15 protein-coding genes and 2 riboswitches are annotated in these 18,559 nt (G+C 41.6%); of the genes, 6 read left to right on the top strand and 9 right to left on the bottom strand.

Annotated elements, in window-relative coordinates; translation table 11 throughout:
* Positions 1 to 38: 38 nt before the first annotated feature.
* Positions 39 to 128: riboswitch (cyclic di-GMP riboswitch) on the bottom strand.
* Between the two features lie 75 nt (positions 129 to 203).
* Positions 204 to 290, bottom strand: a riboswitch (cyclic di-GMP riboswitch).
* Between the two features lie 287 nt (positions 291 to 577).
* Positions 578 to 1,987 (top strand): UDP-N-acetylmuramate--L-alanine ligase, encoded by a 1,410-nt coding sequence (murC, locus tag ACYQ1I_RS07305; protein WP_459763840.1) that lies wholly within the window; start codon positions 578 to 580, stop codon positions 1,985 to 1,987.
* A 164-nt stretch (positions 1,988 to 2,151) separates the two neighbouring features.
* On the opposite strand, the gene ACYQ1I_RS07300 is transcribed toward murC, so the two are convergent.
* The 7 genes from ACYQ1I_RS07300 to ACYQ1I_RS07270 all read right to left on the bottom strand — a co-directional run bounded on the left by ACYQ1I_RS07300 (position 2,152) and on the right by ACYQ1I_RS07270 (position 12,744).
* Entirely contained in the window at positions 2,152 to 3,150 is a 999-nt protein-coding gene (locus ACYQ1I_RS07300; RefSeq protein WP_459763838.1) for an LCP family protein, read from the bottom strand.
* A 154-nt stretch (positions 3,151 to 3,304) separates the two neighbouring features.
* On the bottom strand, positions 3,305 to 5,575 hold the full coding sequence (locus tag ACYQ1I_RS07295; RefSeq protein WP_459763836.1) for a transglutaminase TgpA family protein: 2,271 nt from the start codon (positions 5,573 to 5,575) through the stop codon (positions 3,305 to 3,307).
* The gene (locus ACYQ1I_RS07290) at positions 5,559 to 6,776 is read right to left on the bottom strand and encodes a DUF58 domain-containing protein (RefSeq protein ID WP_459763834.1); all 1,218 of its coding nucleotides are present in this window, start codon (positions 6,774 to 6,776) and stop codon (positions 5,559 to 5,561) included. The genes ACYQ1I_RS07295 and ACYQ1I_RS07290 overlap by 17 nt, the downstream gene beginning before the upstream one ends.
* Positions 6,766 to 7,713: an AAA family ATPase gene (locus ACYQ1I_RS07285; protein WP_459763832.1), complete on the bottom strand. Its 948-nt coding sequence runs from the start codon at positions 7,711 to 7,713 to the stop codon at positions 6,766 to 6,768. The genes ACYQ1I_RS07290 and ACYQ1I_RS07285 overlap by 11 nt, the downstream gene beginning before the upstream one ends.
* Before the next feature lie 437 nt (positions 7,714 to 8,150).
* Positions 8,151 to 9,623: an aminotransferase class I/II-fold pyridoxal phosphate-dependent enzyme gene (locus ACYQ1I_RS07280; RefSeq protein ID WP_459763830.1), complete on the bottom strand. Its 1,473-nt coding sequence runs from the start codon at positions 9,621 to 9,623 to the stop codon at positions 8,151 to 8,153.
* 302 nt (positions 9,624 to 9,925) lie between these two features.
* Positions 9,926 to 11,041 carry a M20/M25/M40 family metallo-hydrolase gene (locus ACYQ1I_RS07275; protein ID WP_459763828.1) on the bottom strand — a complete coding sequence of 372 codons (1,116 nt, stop codon included), beginning with the start codon at positions 11,039 to 11,041 and terminating at the stop codon, positions 9,926 to 9,928.
* A 149-nt stretch (positions 11,042 to 11,190) separates the two neighbouring features.
* Positions 11,191 to 12,744 carry an AbgT family transporter gene (locus tag ACYQ1I_RS07270; protein WP_459763826.1) on the bottom strand — a complete coding sequence of 518 codons (1,554 nt, stop codon included), beginning with the start codon at positions 12,742 to 12,744 and terminating at the stop codon, positions 11,191 to 11,193.
* A 528-nt stretch (positions 12,745 to 13,272) separates the two neighbouring features.
* Here ACYQ1I_RS07270 and ACYQ1I_RS07265 point away from each other — a divergent pair.
* Positions 13,273 to 14,499 carry an NAD(P)-dependent oxidoreductase gene (locus ACYQ1I_RS07265; RefSeq protein ID WP_459763824.1) on the top strand — a complete coding sequence of 409 codons (1,227 nt, stop codon included), beginning with the start codon at positions 13,273 to 13,275 and terminating at the stop codon, positions 14,497 to 14,499.
* A 95-nt stretch (positions 14,500 to 14,594) separates the two neighbouring features.
* Complete coding sequence (locus ACYQ1I_RS07260; protein WP_459763822.1) at positions 14,595 to 15,035, top strand: DUF3189 family protein; 441 nt, start codon at positions 14,595 to 14,597, stop codon at positions 15,033 to 15,035.
* 54 nt (positions 15,036 to 15,089) lie between these two features.
* Here ACYQ1I_RS07260 and ACYQ1I_RS07255 read toward each other — a convergent pair whose 3' ends face one another.
* Entirely contained in the window at positions 15,090 to 15,470 is a 381-nt protein-coding gene (locus tag ACYQ1I_RS07255; protein WP_459763820.1) for a hypothetical protein, read from the bottom strand.
* A 126-nt stretch (positions 15,471 to 15,596) separates the two neighbouring features.
* On the opposite strand from ACYQ1I_RS07255, the gene ACYQ1I_RS07250 reads away from it, so the two are divergent.
* From ACYQ1I_RS07250 to ACYQ1I_RS07240, 3 genes are read left to right on the top strand one after another with little or no spacing between them, the layout of a single operon-like run.
* Positions 15,597 to 15,923 (top strand): YtrH family sporulation protein, encoded by a 327-nt coding sequence (locus ACYQ1I_RS07250; RefSeq protein ID WP_459763818.1) that lies wholly within the window; start codon positions 15,597 to 15,599, stop codon positions 15,921 to 15,923.
* On the top strand, positions 15,920 to 16,366 hold the full coding sequence (locus tag ACYQ1I_RS07245) for a sporulation membrane protein YtrI (RefSeq protein ID WP_459763816.1): 447 nt from the start codon (positions 15,920 to 15,922) through the stop codon (positions 16,364 to 16,366). Before ACYQ1I_RS07250 ends, ACYQ1I_RS07245 begins: the two co-directional genes overlap by 4 nt.
* A 52-nt stretch (positions 16,367 to 16,418) precedes the next feature.
* Positions 16,419 to 16,862, top strand: a complete 444-nt coding sequence (locus tag ACYQ1I_RS07240; RefSeq protein ID WP_459763814.1) for a rhodanese-like domain-containing protein — start codon at positions 16,419 to 16,421, stop codon at positions 16,860 to 16,862.
* A 144-nt stretch (positions 16,863 to 17,006) separates the two neighbouring features.
* Here the strand turns inward: ACYQ1I_RS07240 and ACYQ1I_RS07235 are convergent, their stop codons facing one another.
* Positions 17,007 to 18,434 (bottom strand): hypothetical protein, encoded by a 1,428-nt coding sequence (locus ACYQ1I_RS07235; protein WP_459763812.1) that lies wholly within the window; start codon positions 18,432 to 18,434, stop codon positions 17,007 to 17,009.
* Between the last annotated feature and the right edge of the window lie 125 nt (positions 18,435 to 18,559).

The raw sequence follows: 18,559 nt of genomic DNA, 5'->3' as shown, positions 1-18,559 counted from the left end.
TAACATTCCATCAAAAACAAAAAACTGCCGCACGATTTTGCGGCAGCAGGACAATCATCGTATTGATTCATACCTTAGATTCCTAACTTTGCGTCCCAGCCTTTCGAACTGGTTTGCCCTTTACGTTTGTGCCTTAAATATTTTATTAGCTCCGTAAACTTTATAGTACAAAAATGATATAAAAAAACTGCCACAATTTAAACTGTGGCAGTCGGACGATCATCGTATATGCATACCTTAGATTCCTGACTTTGCGTCCCAATCTTTCGACTGGTTTGCCTTTTTCACCAAACATATGAAAATTATTACAAGGAAATATATTCCTATATTTTCTTATTTTAGATGGTGTAAAGAAAAAAATCAAGTATTTTTTATAAAAAAGTATATTATCTTATTCATCAGGTAAAATATCGAAGTTTTTTAGTGATTACACAATTTTTTTATGTTATGATACAATATAGCATCACATATTATTTAACTGTGTATCATGAATTTCCTGTGAAGCATCATAGAATATGCTTTTTTTGGGCAAAAATATTATTACAGCAATAATTTTTTAGATAGAGGAGTGAAGATTTTGATTTCTTTTGATCTAAACCACCAAATACAACGTATTCATTTAATTGGTATCGGTGGAATCAGTATGAGTGCAATAGCAGAAATCCTGCTTAAGCATGGCTATCATGTTTCCGGCTCAGATATTAAGGAATCTAACATAATTGAAAAGCTAAGAAGTCATGGGGCGCAGATTTTTTTAAGCCATCAGTGTGAAAATGTCAGGGACGCTGATTTAGTTGTCTATACAGCTGCCGTTAAGGCAGATAATTGTGAACGCCAGGAGGCAGAAAGGCTGGGTATTCCTCAGATTGATCGAGCCCACATGCTTGGGCTCATTATGAAGATGTATGACCGTGCCATTGCAGTTGCTGGAAGTCACGGAAAGACCACTACCACATCTTTATTATCCCTTGTGATGGAATATGCCAAGCTGGACCCTACCATCATGGTTGGTGGAGAATTGGACGAAATTGGCGGGAATATCAAAATTGGTGAAAGTCAGCATTTTATTACGGAAGCCTGCGAATATGTTGAGAGCTTTCTAAAATTCAACCCCTTTATTGGAATTATTTTGAATATTGACGAGGATCATCTGGATTTTTATAAGGATATTCACCATATTAAAGGAGCCTTTCATCGTTTTGGCCGGCTGATTCCCCAGGATGGCTATTTGGTTGTCAACGGCGATGATGACAATGTGTCTGATGTGATTCAACAGCTTACCTGCCAGGTATTTACCTATGGAATAAAAAAGGATTGTGATTTTACAGCCAGGGACATTGTTTTCCATACCAACGGCTTTCCTTCCTTTGAAGTATATTTTTCAGGCAAATCCCTTGGCAGATTTCAATTGAGTATTCCCGGTGTCCATAATATCTACAATGCCCTGGCTTCCATTGCCACAGCTTATATCCTGGGAATTCCCGCTGAAGAAATTGTCAAATACATTAAAATCTATAAGGGGATTCACCGTCGCTTTGATCTTCTCGGTGAAGTGAAGGGTGCCAAAATCATAGATGACTATGCCCATCACCCCGCTGAAATTAGAGCAACCCTGGAGGCCGCTAAAAAATACCCCCATGGTGAAATCTGGTGTATTTTTCAGCCCCATACCTATACCCGAACCCTGGCATTGCTGGAGGACTTTTCAAGGTCCTTTCATGATGCAGATCATGTGATCATTACCGATATATATGCCGCCCGTGAAAAGGATAACGGTGAAATTCACAGCAGCCGCTTGGCTGAATTAATTAAGGATCATGATGATGTACAATATTTAAAGGATTTTGATGGAATTACAGACTATTTATTACAGAAGGTTCAGCCTACTGACCTGGTCATTACCATGGGAGCCGGAGATGTCTATAAAATTGGTGAAATGCTGATTGAAAAGGGAAAGTATTTAGTGCAAAATAAAAAGATCATCTAGTCATTCGATCGGAAACAATTTAATTAATTATATTATTTAATAATATTTTTTAACTGTACCTGTTTAGTCCAAGCAAAGGAGGGTAATTTTAGAATACATAAACCCCCACTCCCCTATCCATTTATAAAGAAGGAGCAGAACTCCCCCAGTTCTGCTCCTTCATTTTATTCTTCAATTGACTCATCAGTTGACCCATCAACTACAGGCTGGCCGCCATAGACTTCTATTAGCTGATTTCGAATGCCCGGATAATCGGGGAAATAATATGATACTTTGTTTTGGTATCGATCTTCCCCAGCAAGTACTCTCATTTCCACATTTTCCATGTTCATTCCCACAGCCGAGGTGGCCAATGAAAGTACCTCTTGTAATTGCATATCGGTTCTGACATGCTTAAAGGCAGCGGTGGCCACTGAAGGCAGCCTTAGGCTCAGGGCCTTTTTAAAGGCTGACTTGATAAACTCCTGCTGGGCTTTAATTCTTCCCAGGTCGCCGTCTGCATAGGACATACCGCCGCTTCCCGGTGTCGATTTACGGAATCTAAGGAACTTAACCCCGTCGGCTCCCTTTAAAATATGGTCTCCCGCCTCGAAATAAATTCTAAGGGGTGGATCATCATAGGGGTCATAGTAGTCCATTTTCTTAGGAATATGAACCGGAACGCCTCCAAGGGAATCAATAATGGCCTCAGCCCCTTTATAGGTTACAGATACATAATAGTCAATGGGAATATCATACAAAATATCACTGACAACGGTCTTGACACCAGCTGCACCATGATCCCCATAGACAGAATTGATTTTACGCTTATCCAGCCGATCATAGCCCTTACGATGATAATAGGTATCTCGAGGGATGGAAATAATATCGATCTTTTTGTCATTTGGCTCAAAGGAGACAAACATCAGAGTATCGCTCCTGGGGCCCTCCAGCCCCATCAATACAAAATTGATTCGATCACTGTTATATACCAGTTCCTCCAATTCATCCCGATCTACATCATCTACCAGGTTTTCCTGATTGGGATCAACCACGGCCTCTATAATTTCATCTGAATTGGGATGATCATCCCGCATAAAATGATTGAAAGACCATACAAGGCTGGTGAAAATCACCACAAAACATAAAAAGGCAATGCCGAATATTTTAAAAAAGGTTTTCATCCTGTTCACTTCCCCGTTTGGTTTCATAACTAAGCATCATATAGCACTATCATTATCCTTAATTCATTTTATTTTTTAAACATCTTTTCTATTTTAACAAAAAAGTATAAAAAAAGCTATAGAAAAGGTGAATTTGCAAGGATCTTTATAGAAATTATTTCCTTAATTTATTATACTGAATCATTTTTCCCTTGATGTACTTTACAAAAATGTATTTTAAAGTTCCTAAATGCTGTCTTAGTTTTCCGTCTATCAGCTTAAAATATCTTGTAGTTCGCTGGACGTCCAATAACGAGCTCTCTTTGGAACTGTATTTAGCATTCATAAATATTTCTGTTATTTCTTTAAAATCATAATGTGAATCGTAAACAATTCGCTGAAGCCGTTGAGCATATTCCCTAGGGGTTTCTCCAACTTGAATAGGAGAATAGATTTTTCCAATCATTTGTACAATATGATCATACAAGTAAATTATTTTTTGGTTGCTGCTCCCCTGATCCAACGATCTTAGATAATAGATCAGCTTCAATTTGCTGTAGAGAATTCTTAGGGGTAGCATCCCCAAAAGACTGATGGGCAAAAACCGCTTCAAAATCCTCTTTAGAAAAACCCAAAGACTCGTCAGGGAGCTTTCTAGGGTGGGAATGGGCAGATCCTCCAAATTGCGATCCACTTCCCCCTGGGGCTCTTGAACTGGCTGAATTTCGCTATCCCTTAGGGCCCTTTCCAGTAAAGCCTCCATCTCATCAAATTCCGCTGCTGTATTTTCTGTAGATTCTTCTCTGTTTAATGGGGCCTCCTGCAGCACAGGCTCATCATAGGCAGGGGTTGCCTCGAAGATCATCCAACCCTCTGACCCCATGTAGGCCTCGACCCATGCATGGGCATCCTTTTGTCTGATCTCATAAATCCCTTCTTCATTGGCCTCCGGCATACGATATCCTTCGACGTATCGGGCCGGTATCCCCTGGGTTCTTAGCAATACTGCCATGGCTGTGGCAAAATAGGTACAATATCCCTGCTTCTCTTCAAAGAGAAAATATGAAACAAATTCCTTATCCTCTGGAACCACCGAAGGTTCAAGGGTATAGGTGTAATTTTCTCGTAAGTAGCTTCTAATTGCCCGGGCCTTCTGATGGGGCGTATCTACATGCCGGGTGATCTCATCTCCCAGTTCATAGACCGAATGGGGCAAATCTTCCGGCAGCATTAGATACTTTTCAAAGGATGGGTCTAATGAGGGAACCGGCTCCTTGTGCTCACCGCCAGGCAACAGGGCCTGAACCACATAGCTCTCATTTTTATATCTGGCCCCCCGAAAGGTCATCTGGAAATTTTCATCCACCGTGGCATTGGTAATCCCCCCTGCTAAAACCTTGAGGGGTTGATAGGGAGTAAAGATTGTATTGGTGGCCATATTCATATTCCGAATTTCAATCGTAACCGGTACCCCTGATTGCACCTCCATCGGCAAGAGCTTTCCCAGCTCATGGGCCCATTGATAATCAGCCTCTGTACTCCAATGATTATTCTGGTAGATGTTTTTAACATTTCCTCTTAAATAAAGGGGGGAAGGGGCCTTAACCTCCATAACCAGCCGATCGCTTAATTTTACCGGCCCCCCTAATCGGGTGGTATTGGACTGAAAGCCCGTTTGGGTGAAATCGAAAAGCTCACTTTTTCCAAAGCTTCGGCTATAGACCAAGTCATCTCGAAGCTCAAAGACTATGGGAAAGTATGCCTGGGCCTGGGCTTCAATCCAATGCCATTTGATAAGACTGCCGCCCTTTGGCAGTAGCCCTGCAGTAACCATGATCACCAGCCCGTAGCCAAGGGCTGTTTTCATCCACGGTGAATACAGATCAAGGGAGCCTGCGGCCTTAAAATAGCTTTCAAGTCCTTTTAAAATCAGAAACAGCAGCAAGAATAAAAATAACATGGGATAGGCCGCATCAATGTAGATATACCAATAATATATAAAGGCACCGACATAAAGGGGCAGCAGCAAAGATGGCCTTCTGATTTTGAAAAGAACCGTAACGGTGTATAGACTGACCAACAGTACCAGCAATACCCAGAAGGCCCTGCCATTTTCAAGATAGATTTCTTCACTGCCCCCCAGATGGTTTCTAATGTTGCTAAAGAGCTGAATTACCCATAAAACCAACCTTTGCAGTGTTTCGGGCTGATAATGCCGGTAAAACAGAAAAAGCGATAGCAGCATAAAGAATGCCGCCAACAGGGTGAAGGGCAATAGTACAAATAATTGAATTACGGTACCGGCCAAAAAGCTTAGAATTAAGACGCTAAAGCTGTTCAGGTTAATTAAAAGTACCTTTCCCAGTACCTGGGCCAGGGTAAAGAGCATCAACAAATGAATCAAGGTGTAAATAATTTTTTGCTTTCCCTTAAGCTCCTTTTTCATATTTTTCCTCCAAAACATCCCTTATGTCCTGTTCCACATCAAGCAAATAAAGGGGAATTCCCTCACCCCCAAGTTTTTTGGCCATTTCCTTATTTTGCCTTGAAATATGAGGGCTCCCCTCTTCACGGCCAATAATCAAATAAACGGGCTGCAGGTTTTTCATCTTCAAACGAATTCCCTGGGCCGCCAATTCCTTGCCAAGGAAGGGAGTCAGCAGAAACAAGGTGCTTCCCTGCTGTATATTGGGTAGATTACCCTCAATTTCTCTGTAAAAATCTACTGTGTCAACGGGATGAAAGGTTACCAGCTGATCTAAAAAACCTTTAAAATAGCCCGCCTGGTTTCCCGTCATGATCCTGGTTCCGCCGGTATCCCGATAATATAACGATACCTTTATATTTTGACCCAGGCAAAAATCTATGATGGATGCCGCTGCTTCCACCAGCTTATCTTCGATAAAGGCCTCCTGATCGAAGAAGTAGTTATTTCTACAGCTATCCAGCATGACGATAACACCATGGTCCCCCTGTTCTTCAAAATTCTTTACCATTAGGTTATCGGTTTTGGCCGAAGCCTTCCAATGGACCTTCTTTAAAGAATCTCCCGGCTGATAGACTCTTAAATCTGATAGGGCTGCATAATCCTGAAACAAAGGGTTTTTTACCACCAGCTCACCCATCTGTTGGCTGGCCTGAATTTTCAGACTTTTCAAAGTTACTACCCTGGGATAGATTGTTAAAGCCAGGGGAACATTGGCAACCTTTTTAAGCCGGTAAAGATCAAATATATCTTTAATGATCAGCCTTCCCTTACCCAGCGTAAAATTACCCCGCCGTACACACTGCACTGTTGTCTGGCCCCAATAGCTTTCCTTCTTCTTTAGATGAAATTGAATTTCAGGCTCCTGTTTTCCTGTCAGGCGGTAGACCAGCTCATTATGAAATACCAGCCTTGGAAAGGTCAAACCACTAGGGTTCCTGATTTCATAGTGAATTTTAATCTCTTCACCGGCCACCAATTCCCCTTCCGGTACCCTGACGATTACCTGTATAAAATATTTACCCAAAAGGCTGTGTAGAAAGGGCAGCAGCAGTGTCAGCAGATAGGTATAGAGGAGCAGGTAGGGAATTCTTCCCCCCACAATCAATGCAAAGGGAACAACCATCAGACCGATGAATAACAGAGCAATTTTAGTTCTCAATGGCACTCACCACCGGTACATGAATTCTACCCAGTATTTCTTGAATTACCTGATTAGCCCGTTTCCCTTCTATCCTGGCCTCTGCCGATAATACCATTCTATGGCCCAATACATAGGGGGCCAATTCCTTCACGTCATCTGGAATAACATAATCTCGATTTCTGACATAGGCCAGGGCCTTGGCACTTCGGTATAGGTCAATGGATACCCTGGGGCTGGCACCGAGGTAAATATCCCGATGACTTCTGGTTTCCTTTGATATTCCCACAATATAGCTTAATATATCTTCATGTACATATACCTGATCGGCCTCATGCTGCATTTCAATAATATCTGACTCTGTAGCTACAGCTTCAATGTCTTCCAGGCTTCTGCGCTGAAGATAGTTTTTTATAATTTTCTTTTCATCCTCAAAGGCGGGATACCCCAGGGAAAGCTGCATTAAAAAACGGTCAAGCTGGGCCTCGGGCAGTGGAAAGGTTCCTTGGTATTCCAAGGGGTTTTGAGTTGCCAATACCATGAAGGGTTTATTAAGAACATAGGTCGTATCTTCTATTGATACTTCCCCCTCCTCCATGGCCTGCAAAAGACTGGATTGGGTTTTGGGTGAGGTTCTGTTGATTTCATCGGCCAGAATAATCTGATGAAAAATTGGGCCCTTTCTGAATATAAATCGGTTTTCTTCCCTGTTATACAAGGTACTGCCTGTAATATCAGAGGGCATCAGATCAGGGGTAAATTGTATTCGACTATGGCTTAGGTCAATGCTTTTAGCAAGGGCCTTAACCAAGGTTGTTTTCCCCACCCCCGGCACATCTTCAATTAACAGGTGCCCTCTGGCCAACAGGCAGATCAATACCTTTTCAAGTACATCGTCCTTACCGACGATAACCTTTTTCATATTATCTATAATGGCAGCAGCCTTTTCTTTCCTCATAGCTTCACCTCTTTAATTTAATATCATTTAAGCCGTTGAATGAATACCAATTTTATAAAATGCCGACAATTATCAAAATAGAGTGAAATATTCATTTACTAGATAAGTAATTGTATGCCACTAAGATTTGCTTAAATAGCCAGATTTTATATTCAACAGCCAATCATGGTACAAAAAATAGTAAACTACCTATTATGTAAATTAAATATACAGGACTTTTTCTCCTTCTTTTTAGATAGAATTTTACAAATTTTTTAGATTATGATCTTGTATAAGACTATTAATATATATCGTTTTTAAATTAAAAAGACAGCCCTACTACTTAAAGCCCATTTATTTGTTCCTTCTAAAAAAAGTTTTCCTCTGAGATTTAGACGAAAAAGGGCAGGCAAATTTTAGAATTTGCCTGCCCTTTTCATCTATTTTTAGACCTTGCCTTATCGCTTAGCCCCCAGACCCAATACCCTAACGTATTCCACATAGGGATCTTCGGTACCCTGTACCAGGGTTTCCTCTTCCTTTAGCAGCATAATATGCTCGATCATCTCTCTGGTGATTCTTTCACCGGGTGCCACAATTGGTATACCCGGAGGATAGGCCATGATGGATTCTCCGCTGATTTCACCTTCGGCCTCTTCAAGCTTGACCACACGTTTGCTGCTGTAATAGGCATCTCTGGGAGAGATTATCACATCGGGGTTTTTGAGTATGCTGTTAACCAGGGGAATTTCTTCCTCCCTTTTATATTTTACAGCAATATCCGCCAGGGCATCGACCAGCGCCTTGACAGCCTCCTCTGTATCACCAAGGCTGATAATGGCCATGATGTTATAATAGTCAGCCAGCTCTACCTGAATGTTGTATTCATCACGAAGAATATCGTAGACCTCAAAGCCCGTTAAACCAAGCCTTCTTACATGAACCCCCAGCTTTGATTCATCAAAACCATGAACCCCGGGACTTCCCACCAGCTCGGTACCAAAGGCAAAGACACCCTCAATTTCATTGATTTGATTTCTGGCCCATCTTGAAAGCCTTAGTACCTCCCCTAGAAGTGCCTCGCCTTCCACCACCAGCTGCTTTCTGGCAACGTCAAGGCTGGCCATTAGCAGGTAGGAGCCACTGGTTGTCTGCATTAAATTGAGGTTCTTCTTTACAGTGAAGGGATCAATGATTCCCTCCCTTAAAAGCAGCAGCGAGCTTTGGGTTAGGGAGCCCCCTGTTTTATGGAGGCTGACGGCACTCATATCGGCCCCCAGCTCCAGGGCACTCATTGGAAACTCGTGATGAAAGCCCATATGGGCACCATGGGCCTCGTCTACCAATACCGACATGGCATTACGGTGGGCAATTTTCACAATTTCCTTAATATCCGAGGTGGCACCATAATAGGTTGGGTTAATGATGAAAATTGCCCTGGCATCGGGGTGCCTGCCAATGGCAGACTCTATACTTTCTACCGTAACCCCCATGGCAATACCAAGGTTTTCATTTATTTCAGGCTGTATATAAATTGGTATGGCTCCGCTCAATATAATGGCAGAAATAGCTGATTTATGGGCATTTCGAGGGAGTATGATTTTATCTCCAGGCTGACAGGCACTCATTATCATGGCTTGTACACCAGAGGTGGTGCCATTGACCAGAAAGAACCCATGGTCTGCACCGAAGGCATAGGCAGCCAGCTCCTCGGCCTCCTTAATCACCCCAATGGGATTACAGATGTTATCAAGGCATTTCATTGAATTGACATCCAGCTCCATTACGGTACTGCCTACATAATCGGTAAATTCCCTTAGCCCCCGGCCATGCTTATGCCCCGGTACATCAAAGGGAATTACTTTTCTTTCATGGTACTGCTTCAGGGCTGTAAATAAAGGTGTTTGATTTTGATTTAAACTGAAGGACATGCCACCACCCCTTTCAATATTTTTAAGCGTTGCCGAACAATGTTATTATCAGCAATTTTATTCAAATCATGTCATCAATTAAAAAACTATCCAATAATTTATTAAAAAACATTTTGTATAAAGTTGCAATAGTTTTTTATATTAAATTAGTTTATATTTTACAAAATAAAAAACCCCTGCTTCCTTGTCGCTTAAAAGGCCAGTACTTTACGCATTATTAAGTATACGATCAGTTTACTGTCTTTTCTGCTCCCGAATCCAGGGGTTTTTTGTAAAAATTATAGGCAAAGGCTTTATATTATTTATTCGCCGAAGATTTTAATTAATTCATAAACCATTCTGCCGCTGTTGACCAAATCAACAATATGCAGATGCTCTTCAAGGGTATGGGGCTTCTTTTCCCCGATTCCTAAATTAATGGCTTTAATGCCATTGCCGTTAAATACGTTGGTATCACTTCCGCCTCCAGTGGCACCGGTGTGGGGTTCAATACCCATTCGCTTAAAGGCTTCCATGGCTTTTTGTACGATGGTATCTGAAGGATCAATATTAAAGGCAGGATACATTCTTTCAACATCCATTTCTACTTTACCACCCATTTCAGCAGCAGCTTTTTCAAAGGTTTCCACCATATGGGCCGTTTGCTTGTTGAGCTTTTCTTCATTGATGCTTCGGGCTTCGGCCTTAATTTGAACCTTTGCCGTTACGATGTTGGTAGCTTCTCCACCGCTGATTACACCGACATTGGCAGTGGTTTCTCCATCAATTCTTAACAGGTTCATCCGATCAATAGCCCGGGCGGCAATCATGATGGCGCTAACACCCTCTTCCGGAGCAACCCCTGCATGGGCAGGTTTTCCCAAAATTGTAGCATTGACCTTGTCCTGGGCAGGGCCCGTAATAATAATTTCTCCCGGTGACCCACCGCTGTCCAGTACAAAGCCATAATCCGCCTTAATTTGACTATAATCAAGATTTTTAGCTCCAAAGAGACCCCCCTCTTCCCAAATGCTGAAGACAACCTCAATATCAGAATGGGGTACATTGTTTTCCTTGATTAATCTTAAGCCCTCTAAAACAGCAGCAATACCTGCCTTGTCGTCTCCGCCCAAAATCGTTGTTCCATCACTATAGATAACCTCGTCCTTTATAACAGGTTTAACCCCTTCGCCTGGCTTCACAGTGTCCATATGGCAGCTAAACAGAATCGTAGGCCCGTTTTGGGTACCCTTTAACCTGGCGATAACGTTCCCGGTTTCCCCACCAACGGCCTTGCCGGCATCATCAATCATTACCTCTAAACCAAGGGCCTTTAGCTTTTGAACCAGTACCTCAGCAACCTTTCCTTCTTTTCCCGAATGGCTGTCGATTTGAACCAGCTCTAAAAACTCATTGACAATACGATCACGATTTACCATCAGTACTTCCTCCCTTATGTATTTAATCCTGGTACCATATCAATTTTATTATACCCATTTTATTGGTGTGCTGTCTATGCTGTAGTGTGCTTCTTCCTTTTTTAAAAGGGGTACCGAAGTGCTTCGGTACCCCCAGTAACCAGATTCTATTATAGTTTAATAAAGCTTCCAGGCCCAATTGGTAGCCCCAGCATGAACCATACAACAAATAAGATGGTCCAGCCCAACAGGAATAATAGTGAATAGGGCAGCATGACAGAAATCAGTGTACCAATTCCAGTCTTTTTATCATACTTTTGAGCAAAGGCTACAATCACTGCAAAATAGTTCATCAGCGGTGTAATAATATTGGTGGTTGAGTCACCTATTCTGTAGGCTAACTGCGTAAATTCTGGTGAATAGCCTACCGCCATCAGCATGGGAACAAATACAGGGGCCATAATTGCCCATTTGGCAGAGGCACTTCCGATAAACAGGTTAATAAAGCCCGATACCAAAATAAAGCCGATAAGCATGGGAATACCTGTCATATTGGTGGCCTCTAAGACCTCGGCACCCTTAACAGCTAAAATCGTACCCAAATTACTCCAGTTAAAGTAGCTTACAAACTGGGACGCCACAAAGGCAAGTACCAGATAACCGCCCATTGAAGACATGGCCTTACCCATGAAGCCGGCAATATCCTTATCATTTTTTACAGTTCCCGCAGCGATACCGTAGGCAACCCCGGGAATTAAGAAGGCAGCAGCAATAATTGGTACAATTCCATTCATAAAGGCTGAATCCTTAAGAATTTCTCCTGCTTCACTTCTTAAAATACCGTTAGATGGAATTAGCATAGCTAAAATAATAATAACAAATGCAAGTAAAGATAAACCTGCCCATTTTAACCCCTTAGATTCTGCAGTACTGATTTGCTCTATGTCTACTTCAGAATCCCCTTGATAGCTTCCTAATCTTGGTTCAACAATTTTTTCTGTTACAAAGGTTCCGATTAGGGTAATAACGAAGGTAGAGACAATCATAAAATAAAGGTTGGCTGTAGCTTCTACAGTATAGCCAGGTGAAAACATTTGGGCAGCCTGCTGGCTGATTCCTCCCAATAGCGGGTCAAGGGTACTGATGATCAGGTTGGCGCTAAAGCCCCCTGAAACCCCTGCAAAGGCAGCAGCTAAACCGGCCAGGGGATGACGCTTAAAGCTTAGGAATATCAGTGCGCCTAATGGTACCAATACAACGTAACCGGCATCTGATGCGACATTAGACATAATACCTGCGAATACAACAACTGCTGTAATTAATTGCTTGGGTGTACTTAAAACCAATTTTCTTAAAGCAGCCTGTACTAAACCCGTTCCTTCTGCTACCCCTACCCCCAGCATGGCAACCAGAACTGTTCCCAATGGAGCAAAGGAAGTGAAGTTTGAAACTGCTTTAGAGAAAATATCTCTAATTCCTGCTACTGTCAACAGACTAACAGCTGTTACAGTTGCCATTTCAGTTTCACCAGTGGCTGTGTTGATTCTTTCAAAATTCACAGTTAATCCAGCTCTGGCTGCAATGGCAGAAATAGCGATAACCAGTAAGCTGAAAATGACAAACAGCGTTACTGGATGGGGCAGCTTGTTACCAACAACTTCAATTACATCAAGAAACCTGTTGAAAAAGCCGCGCTTTTTGGATGTTGAAACTTTTACACTCATCCGTCAAACCTCCTTAAAAAATTATAGGACTTCAAAATTCCAGATAAAAAATAAATAAGTCTGTCCTTAATTATAATACGAAATTGTTGAAAAATCAATTTATTTAAATCGATAGATTTTTCGTTAAATTTCGAAAAATAGTCCATGCATTTACATTGTTTTTTTGTTACATTTATTGTTAAAGTATTTAAACGCTCTATGTATTAGTTATATACTCTGACCTTTTAGCGAGCAGGGCATTATAGCCATTTAAAGCCTTAAACAATGTACTTTGTATGCACATTTTCTTAAAATTATTATGTCGGAATTTGCCAAACTGAATATTGAATTTTTTATAATGCAATAGGGAAATGATATACTTTTATAAATTGCGTCAGTTATCATTTCAGTAATATATTTCAAGAAAGGCTACCTATCAATCTTTAAAAGAAAGACTTTATTTGTTCTATATACTACTTTTTTAATGCTTGTTCAGTCAACTTAATTATTATAAAATACTATTTATATATCCTAAAGGAGGAAATCAAAATGTCTAATACCGTTATTGAGGAGGCTAGGCGATGCCTCAATTGTAAAATCCCACAATGCCGGAAAAAGTGCCCAATTAGTACAGATATTCCTGGATTTATTCAATTGCTTTTACAGGGTGAAATTCAGCAGGCCGGTGAAAATATTTTTAAGAACAATCCCCTTTCAGTCATTTGCTCCATTGTTTGCCCCCACGAGGCCCAATGTGAAAGCGGCTGTATTCTAGGTCGAAAGGGGAACCCTGTTAAAATCGGTACCATTGAAAATTATATTTCCGATTATTATCTAAACTTTACGTCCCGAGCCCCTGCCCTAAGAGTCTCTGGAAGAATTGCCATTATTGGTTCCGGCCCCTCGGGCCTGGCGGCGGCCTTTATTTTAGCTCAGAAGGGCTACAATATAACATTGTTTGAAGCCCAAGACCGAATTGGCGGCTTTTTAAGATACGGTATTCCTGAATTCAGACTTCCCAATAAAATTATCGATACCCTTGAGCAAAGACTGAAGGAGCTGGGGGTAAAAATTCGCCCCAATACCTTAATTGGGCCTGTCATTACCATAGATACCCTGTTTAATGATGGCTATGATGCCATTTTCATCGCCACGGGTGTATGGGAACCCAACACCCTTGGTATTAAGGGTGAGAGCCTGGGACATGTTCATTATGCCGTTTCATATCTTAAAAACCCTGATGTTTATGATCTTGGGGAACGTTTGGTGGTGGTAGGCGGGGGTAATACCGCCATGGATGCGGCGAGGACGGCCATCAGGAAGGGAACACGAAATGTGGTCATTGCCTATCGCCGTGAGCTTCAACAGATGCCGGCAAATCAACTGGAAATAGAGATGGCCCAAATGGACGGAGTAAAATTTGAATTTTTAACCAGCCCCTTGGAAATAGTAGATGACGGTATGAAGTGTATTCGTAATCAGGTGGTCGATGGAAGGCTGATTCCCGTTGAAGGCAGCGAATTTCTTATGGAAGCTGATTCTATTATCATTGCTGTCAGTCAAGGCCCCCGGACTAATATTGTTAAAAACACCAACGGCATTGAAACTGACGAAAGGGGTCTTGTCATGGTGGATGAAAGGGGAATGACTTCCCGGGAAGGGGTTTTTGCCTCGGGAGATGTGGTAACCGGTGCCAAAACCGTTGTTCTGGCTGTTCAAAAATCCAAGATTGCCTGTGAGAGCATTGAAGCCTTTATCAGGGAAAAACAGAATTAGAAAGACGATTTAAGACGTCTTGAAGTGAAGGGAATATTTCATGTCATTTTAGGCAGACTATTGATGATAAACTTGCCGTCGCTAGGAGGTCTTCTATGTATGTTGTCTATTACGGAAGCAACAGCAACATTTTACCTGCCATTGCTGCAGCCCTTCACTTAAACCGACTGACAATTCCTTTTGATGCTACAACAGATAATTTCAACACTCATTTTGAGGTAATGAATTGCGCCCGGGGAAGATTGGTCTTTTTAGGGAAGGATCAGGAAAACCATCAGATTTATGTACTCAATACCGTATCGTCGGCACCAATTATTATACCAGCCTTAGCCTCAGTATTTGAAATGCTTGGGGTTGATGAATCACTTCTGTGCCTTGCCAATACAACTGAAATTACCAATTTCTGCTTAACCCTGGCCTCTTGGTTTTTTCGCCTTGGCCTTCAAAAACTTCCCCACCGGCTTGTTTTGCTTGGACTAAAAAAGGAAAAAGAGAAAATTAAAACATTCGTTCATAGGATCAAAGCATCATTATGATGTTGATAAATTAAAGGCCAGAATCTTCTCTGGCCTTTCTGCCCTTTATTCAGTTTAATAATAGGGCAGTATCCCCCCTCCATAATAGCCATATCTTCTACGCCTGCGACTCAATAGCTCTCTGATTATTAGAATAGTGATCAGATCTCTAAAGATACCCCTTTGCAGCCCACTGGCTTCTCCTGCCTCCATCTGATATATTTGATCCACCATTTCTTCCACCATGGCGGGATCAACATAGGGATGCATTCTTGGATTTGTGGGCACATCGGCATGATGGCATATTTCCTGAACCTTTGGATAAATTCTTCTGTAACAGTCAGGATACATATCCATCAATCTTCGACTATCCTCATAATAGTCCATGTACATTCCAGGCATACCGTGCATACCTGGTGAGCCGTGATAGGGATATGGACTTGGACATTGATACATTGCTTTCCCTCCTTTCCTTCTATCTTTATTGTATGTTTTCATAACTGTTATGCCACTAATTTCACTCATTTATGGGGTTTTTTTTCATATACTTAATTAAACATGCAATGAAGGGAGGAATGGATATTGACCTTTGCTCAAAATCTACTGTTTAACTTTTTTATTGCTCTTGGTGTCATGCTGGGGGGATGTATTTTTGGGGGAGTGGCGGCTACAATCAACGGGCAGCCACCCATTAAAACTATGATTGAACTATGCGATAAAATTAAAATATGGGCAACCGTTGTGGCCCTGGGAGGAACCTTTCCCTCCTTTAAGCTGCTTGAAACCGGGATTTTTAACGGCGAACTGAAGAGCCTGCTGAAGCAGCTTTTTTATATTTTAAGTGCCCTTTCGGGAGCACAGCTGGGTCATCAGCTGATCAATTATTTAGAGAGCAGGGTTGGATTATGAAGGAAAAGGGCTTTTTTTTCGCTGTCTTTCTACTGGGCTTTTTCTTTGGGCTGGCCTTTATGATGCTTCTAAATATGAATACCCTGGAACGATTATATCGAACCCAGAACCAGTTAACCAACCAGCTGGCCGATCGGGAAATTAAACTGGAAAAATTGAGTGAAAGCCTTGCCAAGGAGCAGGCTGCTATTATTAAGGATCTAAAGCTAACCATTGAATTTGACGGCAATCATTTAATTCAGGAGGAAATTGAAAAAACAGCCAGATTCTATCTGGTCGACCTGGTGGGCAAGGAAATTTCAGATATTGATGGAGAGTTGCTCTATAAAATATTGGATAAAAGAATTATTGAAGTAGCCGATAAGCGGATAAAAATTCAGGTTAAGTACATTATTGTCCACGAGACGATTGATATTGGTTTATCGGCTAAGCCAGTGGAATAATAGACTAAATTAGGATATATATTTATAGTATCAATTACTAAGGGGTGGAATCATGCATATTTATGTTATTAGAAAAAGAAGCTTATATATTGCAGCGCTGGTTATTGTCACCATCATTATTGGACTACTCATTCTTTATGGCCTTAAAAGGGATCGAACCGTCAGCAATATTCAATTGAAGTATTCCTACCAAAGATTGCTGCCCGAGGAAGCCCACAGTCTCATACAAAATAATCCAAATGTTGTCATACTGGATGTTCGTTCCGTCAAGGAATTTGAAAAGGGTCATATTAACAATGCAACAGCCCTGCCTTTAAAGGAGCTGAGGGGAGAAATCCATAGCCTTGATCGGGAAAAGGCCTATGTACTCTATTGCGAAAATGGAAAAGACAGCTTGAAGGCCTCTAAGCTCATGGCCGAATCTGGATTTCCCAGGGTTTATACCATTACAGGGGGGTATGAGGATTGGCCCTTTGAAATTACTAAGGACTATTAATTAGAATCGACATAAAACAAAGTCTTCCTTTAAAGATTATAGGTAGATATATTAGAGAAATGATATTTGTTCCACAATTTATAAAGGTGTATCTTCTCCTATGTATATAAAAAGCCTCCCTAATTAAGAGAGGCCTTTTCATTTTCATTTTACATCCAGGGGCTTTGTTTCCTTAAGGGGATTAGCAGCTTTACCAGTCTTGGGATCAATATGCATCAGCCAATAGCCAAAGCCCTCGCTGACATTTGAACCACTTTTACAGGGATGCCAATAGGTAAAGCCTGTTTTCCCACCATAGGGCTGTTCTCTGGATAATCTTCTTCCCGGAATTCCATATACATAATAGATGGCGTTGTTTTGTTTGTCATATTGAATACCAAATAAATAGTGCTGATAAGGATAGATCTGCCGATGATATTCTGAAGGATACTGATAGGGATAATACTGGCTTGTGGGCCTTAACCCGTCTATATAGGCTACAAAGGGCATATGGGAACGATAGAGGGTCTGATAATTATAATAAATATGCCACCATTGATAGCCCTCTCCCAATCCTTCAAAGGGTGCAACCTTGGGAAACATCTTCAGCGTACTTTCCACATAGGCCTGCATTGCCTTCGTCATATTTCCTTCATTCAGCAGGTAGCTGTTTTCCTGAGACTCTGCGGCCTGCTGAGCCGATTGAAGCTCCTCGATGGATCGACCGGCTCCATGGCCCCCATGGGGCGGCTCCTGAATTTTTATAATACGCTGCTGCTTCTTGTCTGCCACTGAAGCAGTTGGTTTATTCAATGGAGCCTGAGCCTGAATAATTGGTTCCGGCTCTGTTTCTTCCATTGAAGTGACTTCCTCTATCACTTCCTTGGCCACCGGCAATTCCTCCTGGATTTCTTCCATAGGCGGCTCTGCTTCCACAGCTACACTGCTGGCCATTAAATCGTCGCTTTCCTCAAAGCTGTATTGGCTTCTGGGGCCTTCTTCCGGGCCGCCATCACTTGGTTTTACAGCTTCAACGGCTGGCTCTGCTGCTTCTATTTTCCGTTCTACAGCTGTAAGCCCTTCTTCTGCCCTTGGTTCTGCAACTGCAATCTTTTCTTCCTCTTTCATTTTTTCAGGCTGAACAATACCATAGAGCTTTCTTTCCACTATCCTTCTCCAGGAATTTGTGCCCTTTTCTATGTAGCCCACTAACGGTGCTGTTAAGGCCTTTCTTTGCTCGAAGGACTCTGCCAGTAACAGCAGTAAATTGAATTCCTCTATGGATTCCTTTGTGCCCTTTACATTTTCTCCACTGAATTCCCAGGTTACCTCACCTTTGCCACTGCTGTCCACTTCCATGGGACCAATATCCACAATAGTCGGATTATCCTTATTGCTATTGACAAGATACCAGCGATACCTCATTCTATTTTCATGTATTCCTCTGAGATTTTGGCAGTGGAGCATCATAATTCCCTTACCGTTACTAATCTCTACCTTCGCATAACCCTTGGGTGTTTGGCTTCTTGATATCTCAAAGCCTGTATCCTCATTCTCCAATATAACAAAGTACCTTTTATATCTTCTTTGCATGTTTTCCCCCCTTATATCAATTAGATTTTCCCTGTAAAAATTGTTCTGTATCATTATATGTATTGACCTTGAAATTGTTTACAGTTAGTTTTACTAAAGATGGCCTATAAAGCTATCTAAGATGC

It is taken from the genome of Alkaliphilus crotonatoxidans (assembly GCF_054658015.1).
Note: the sequence above shows the minus strand (reverse complement) of the source record. Positions and strands in the feature narration are given on the sequence as shown.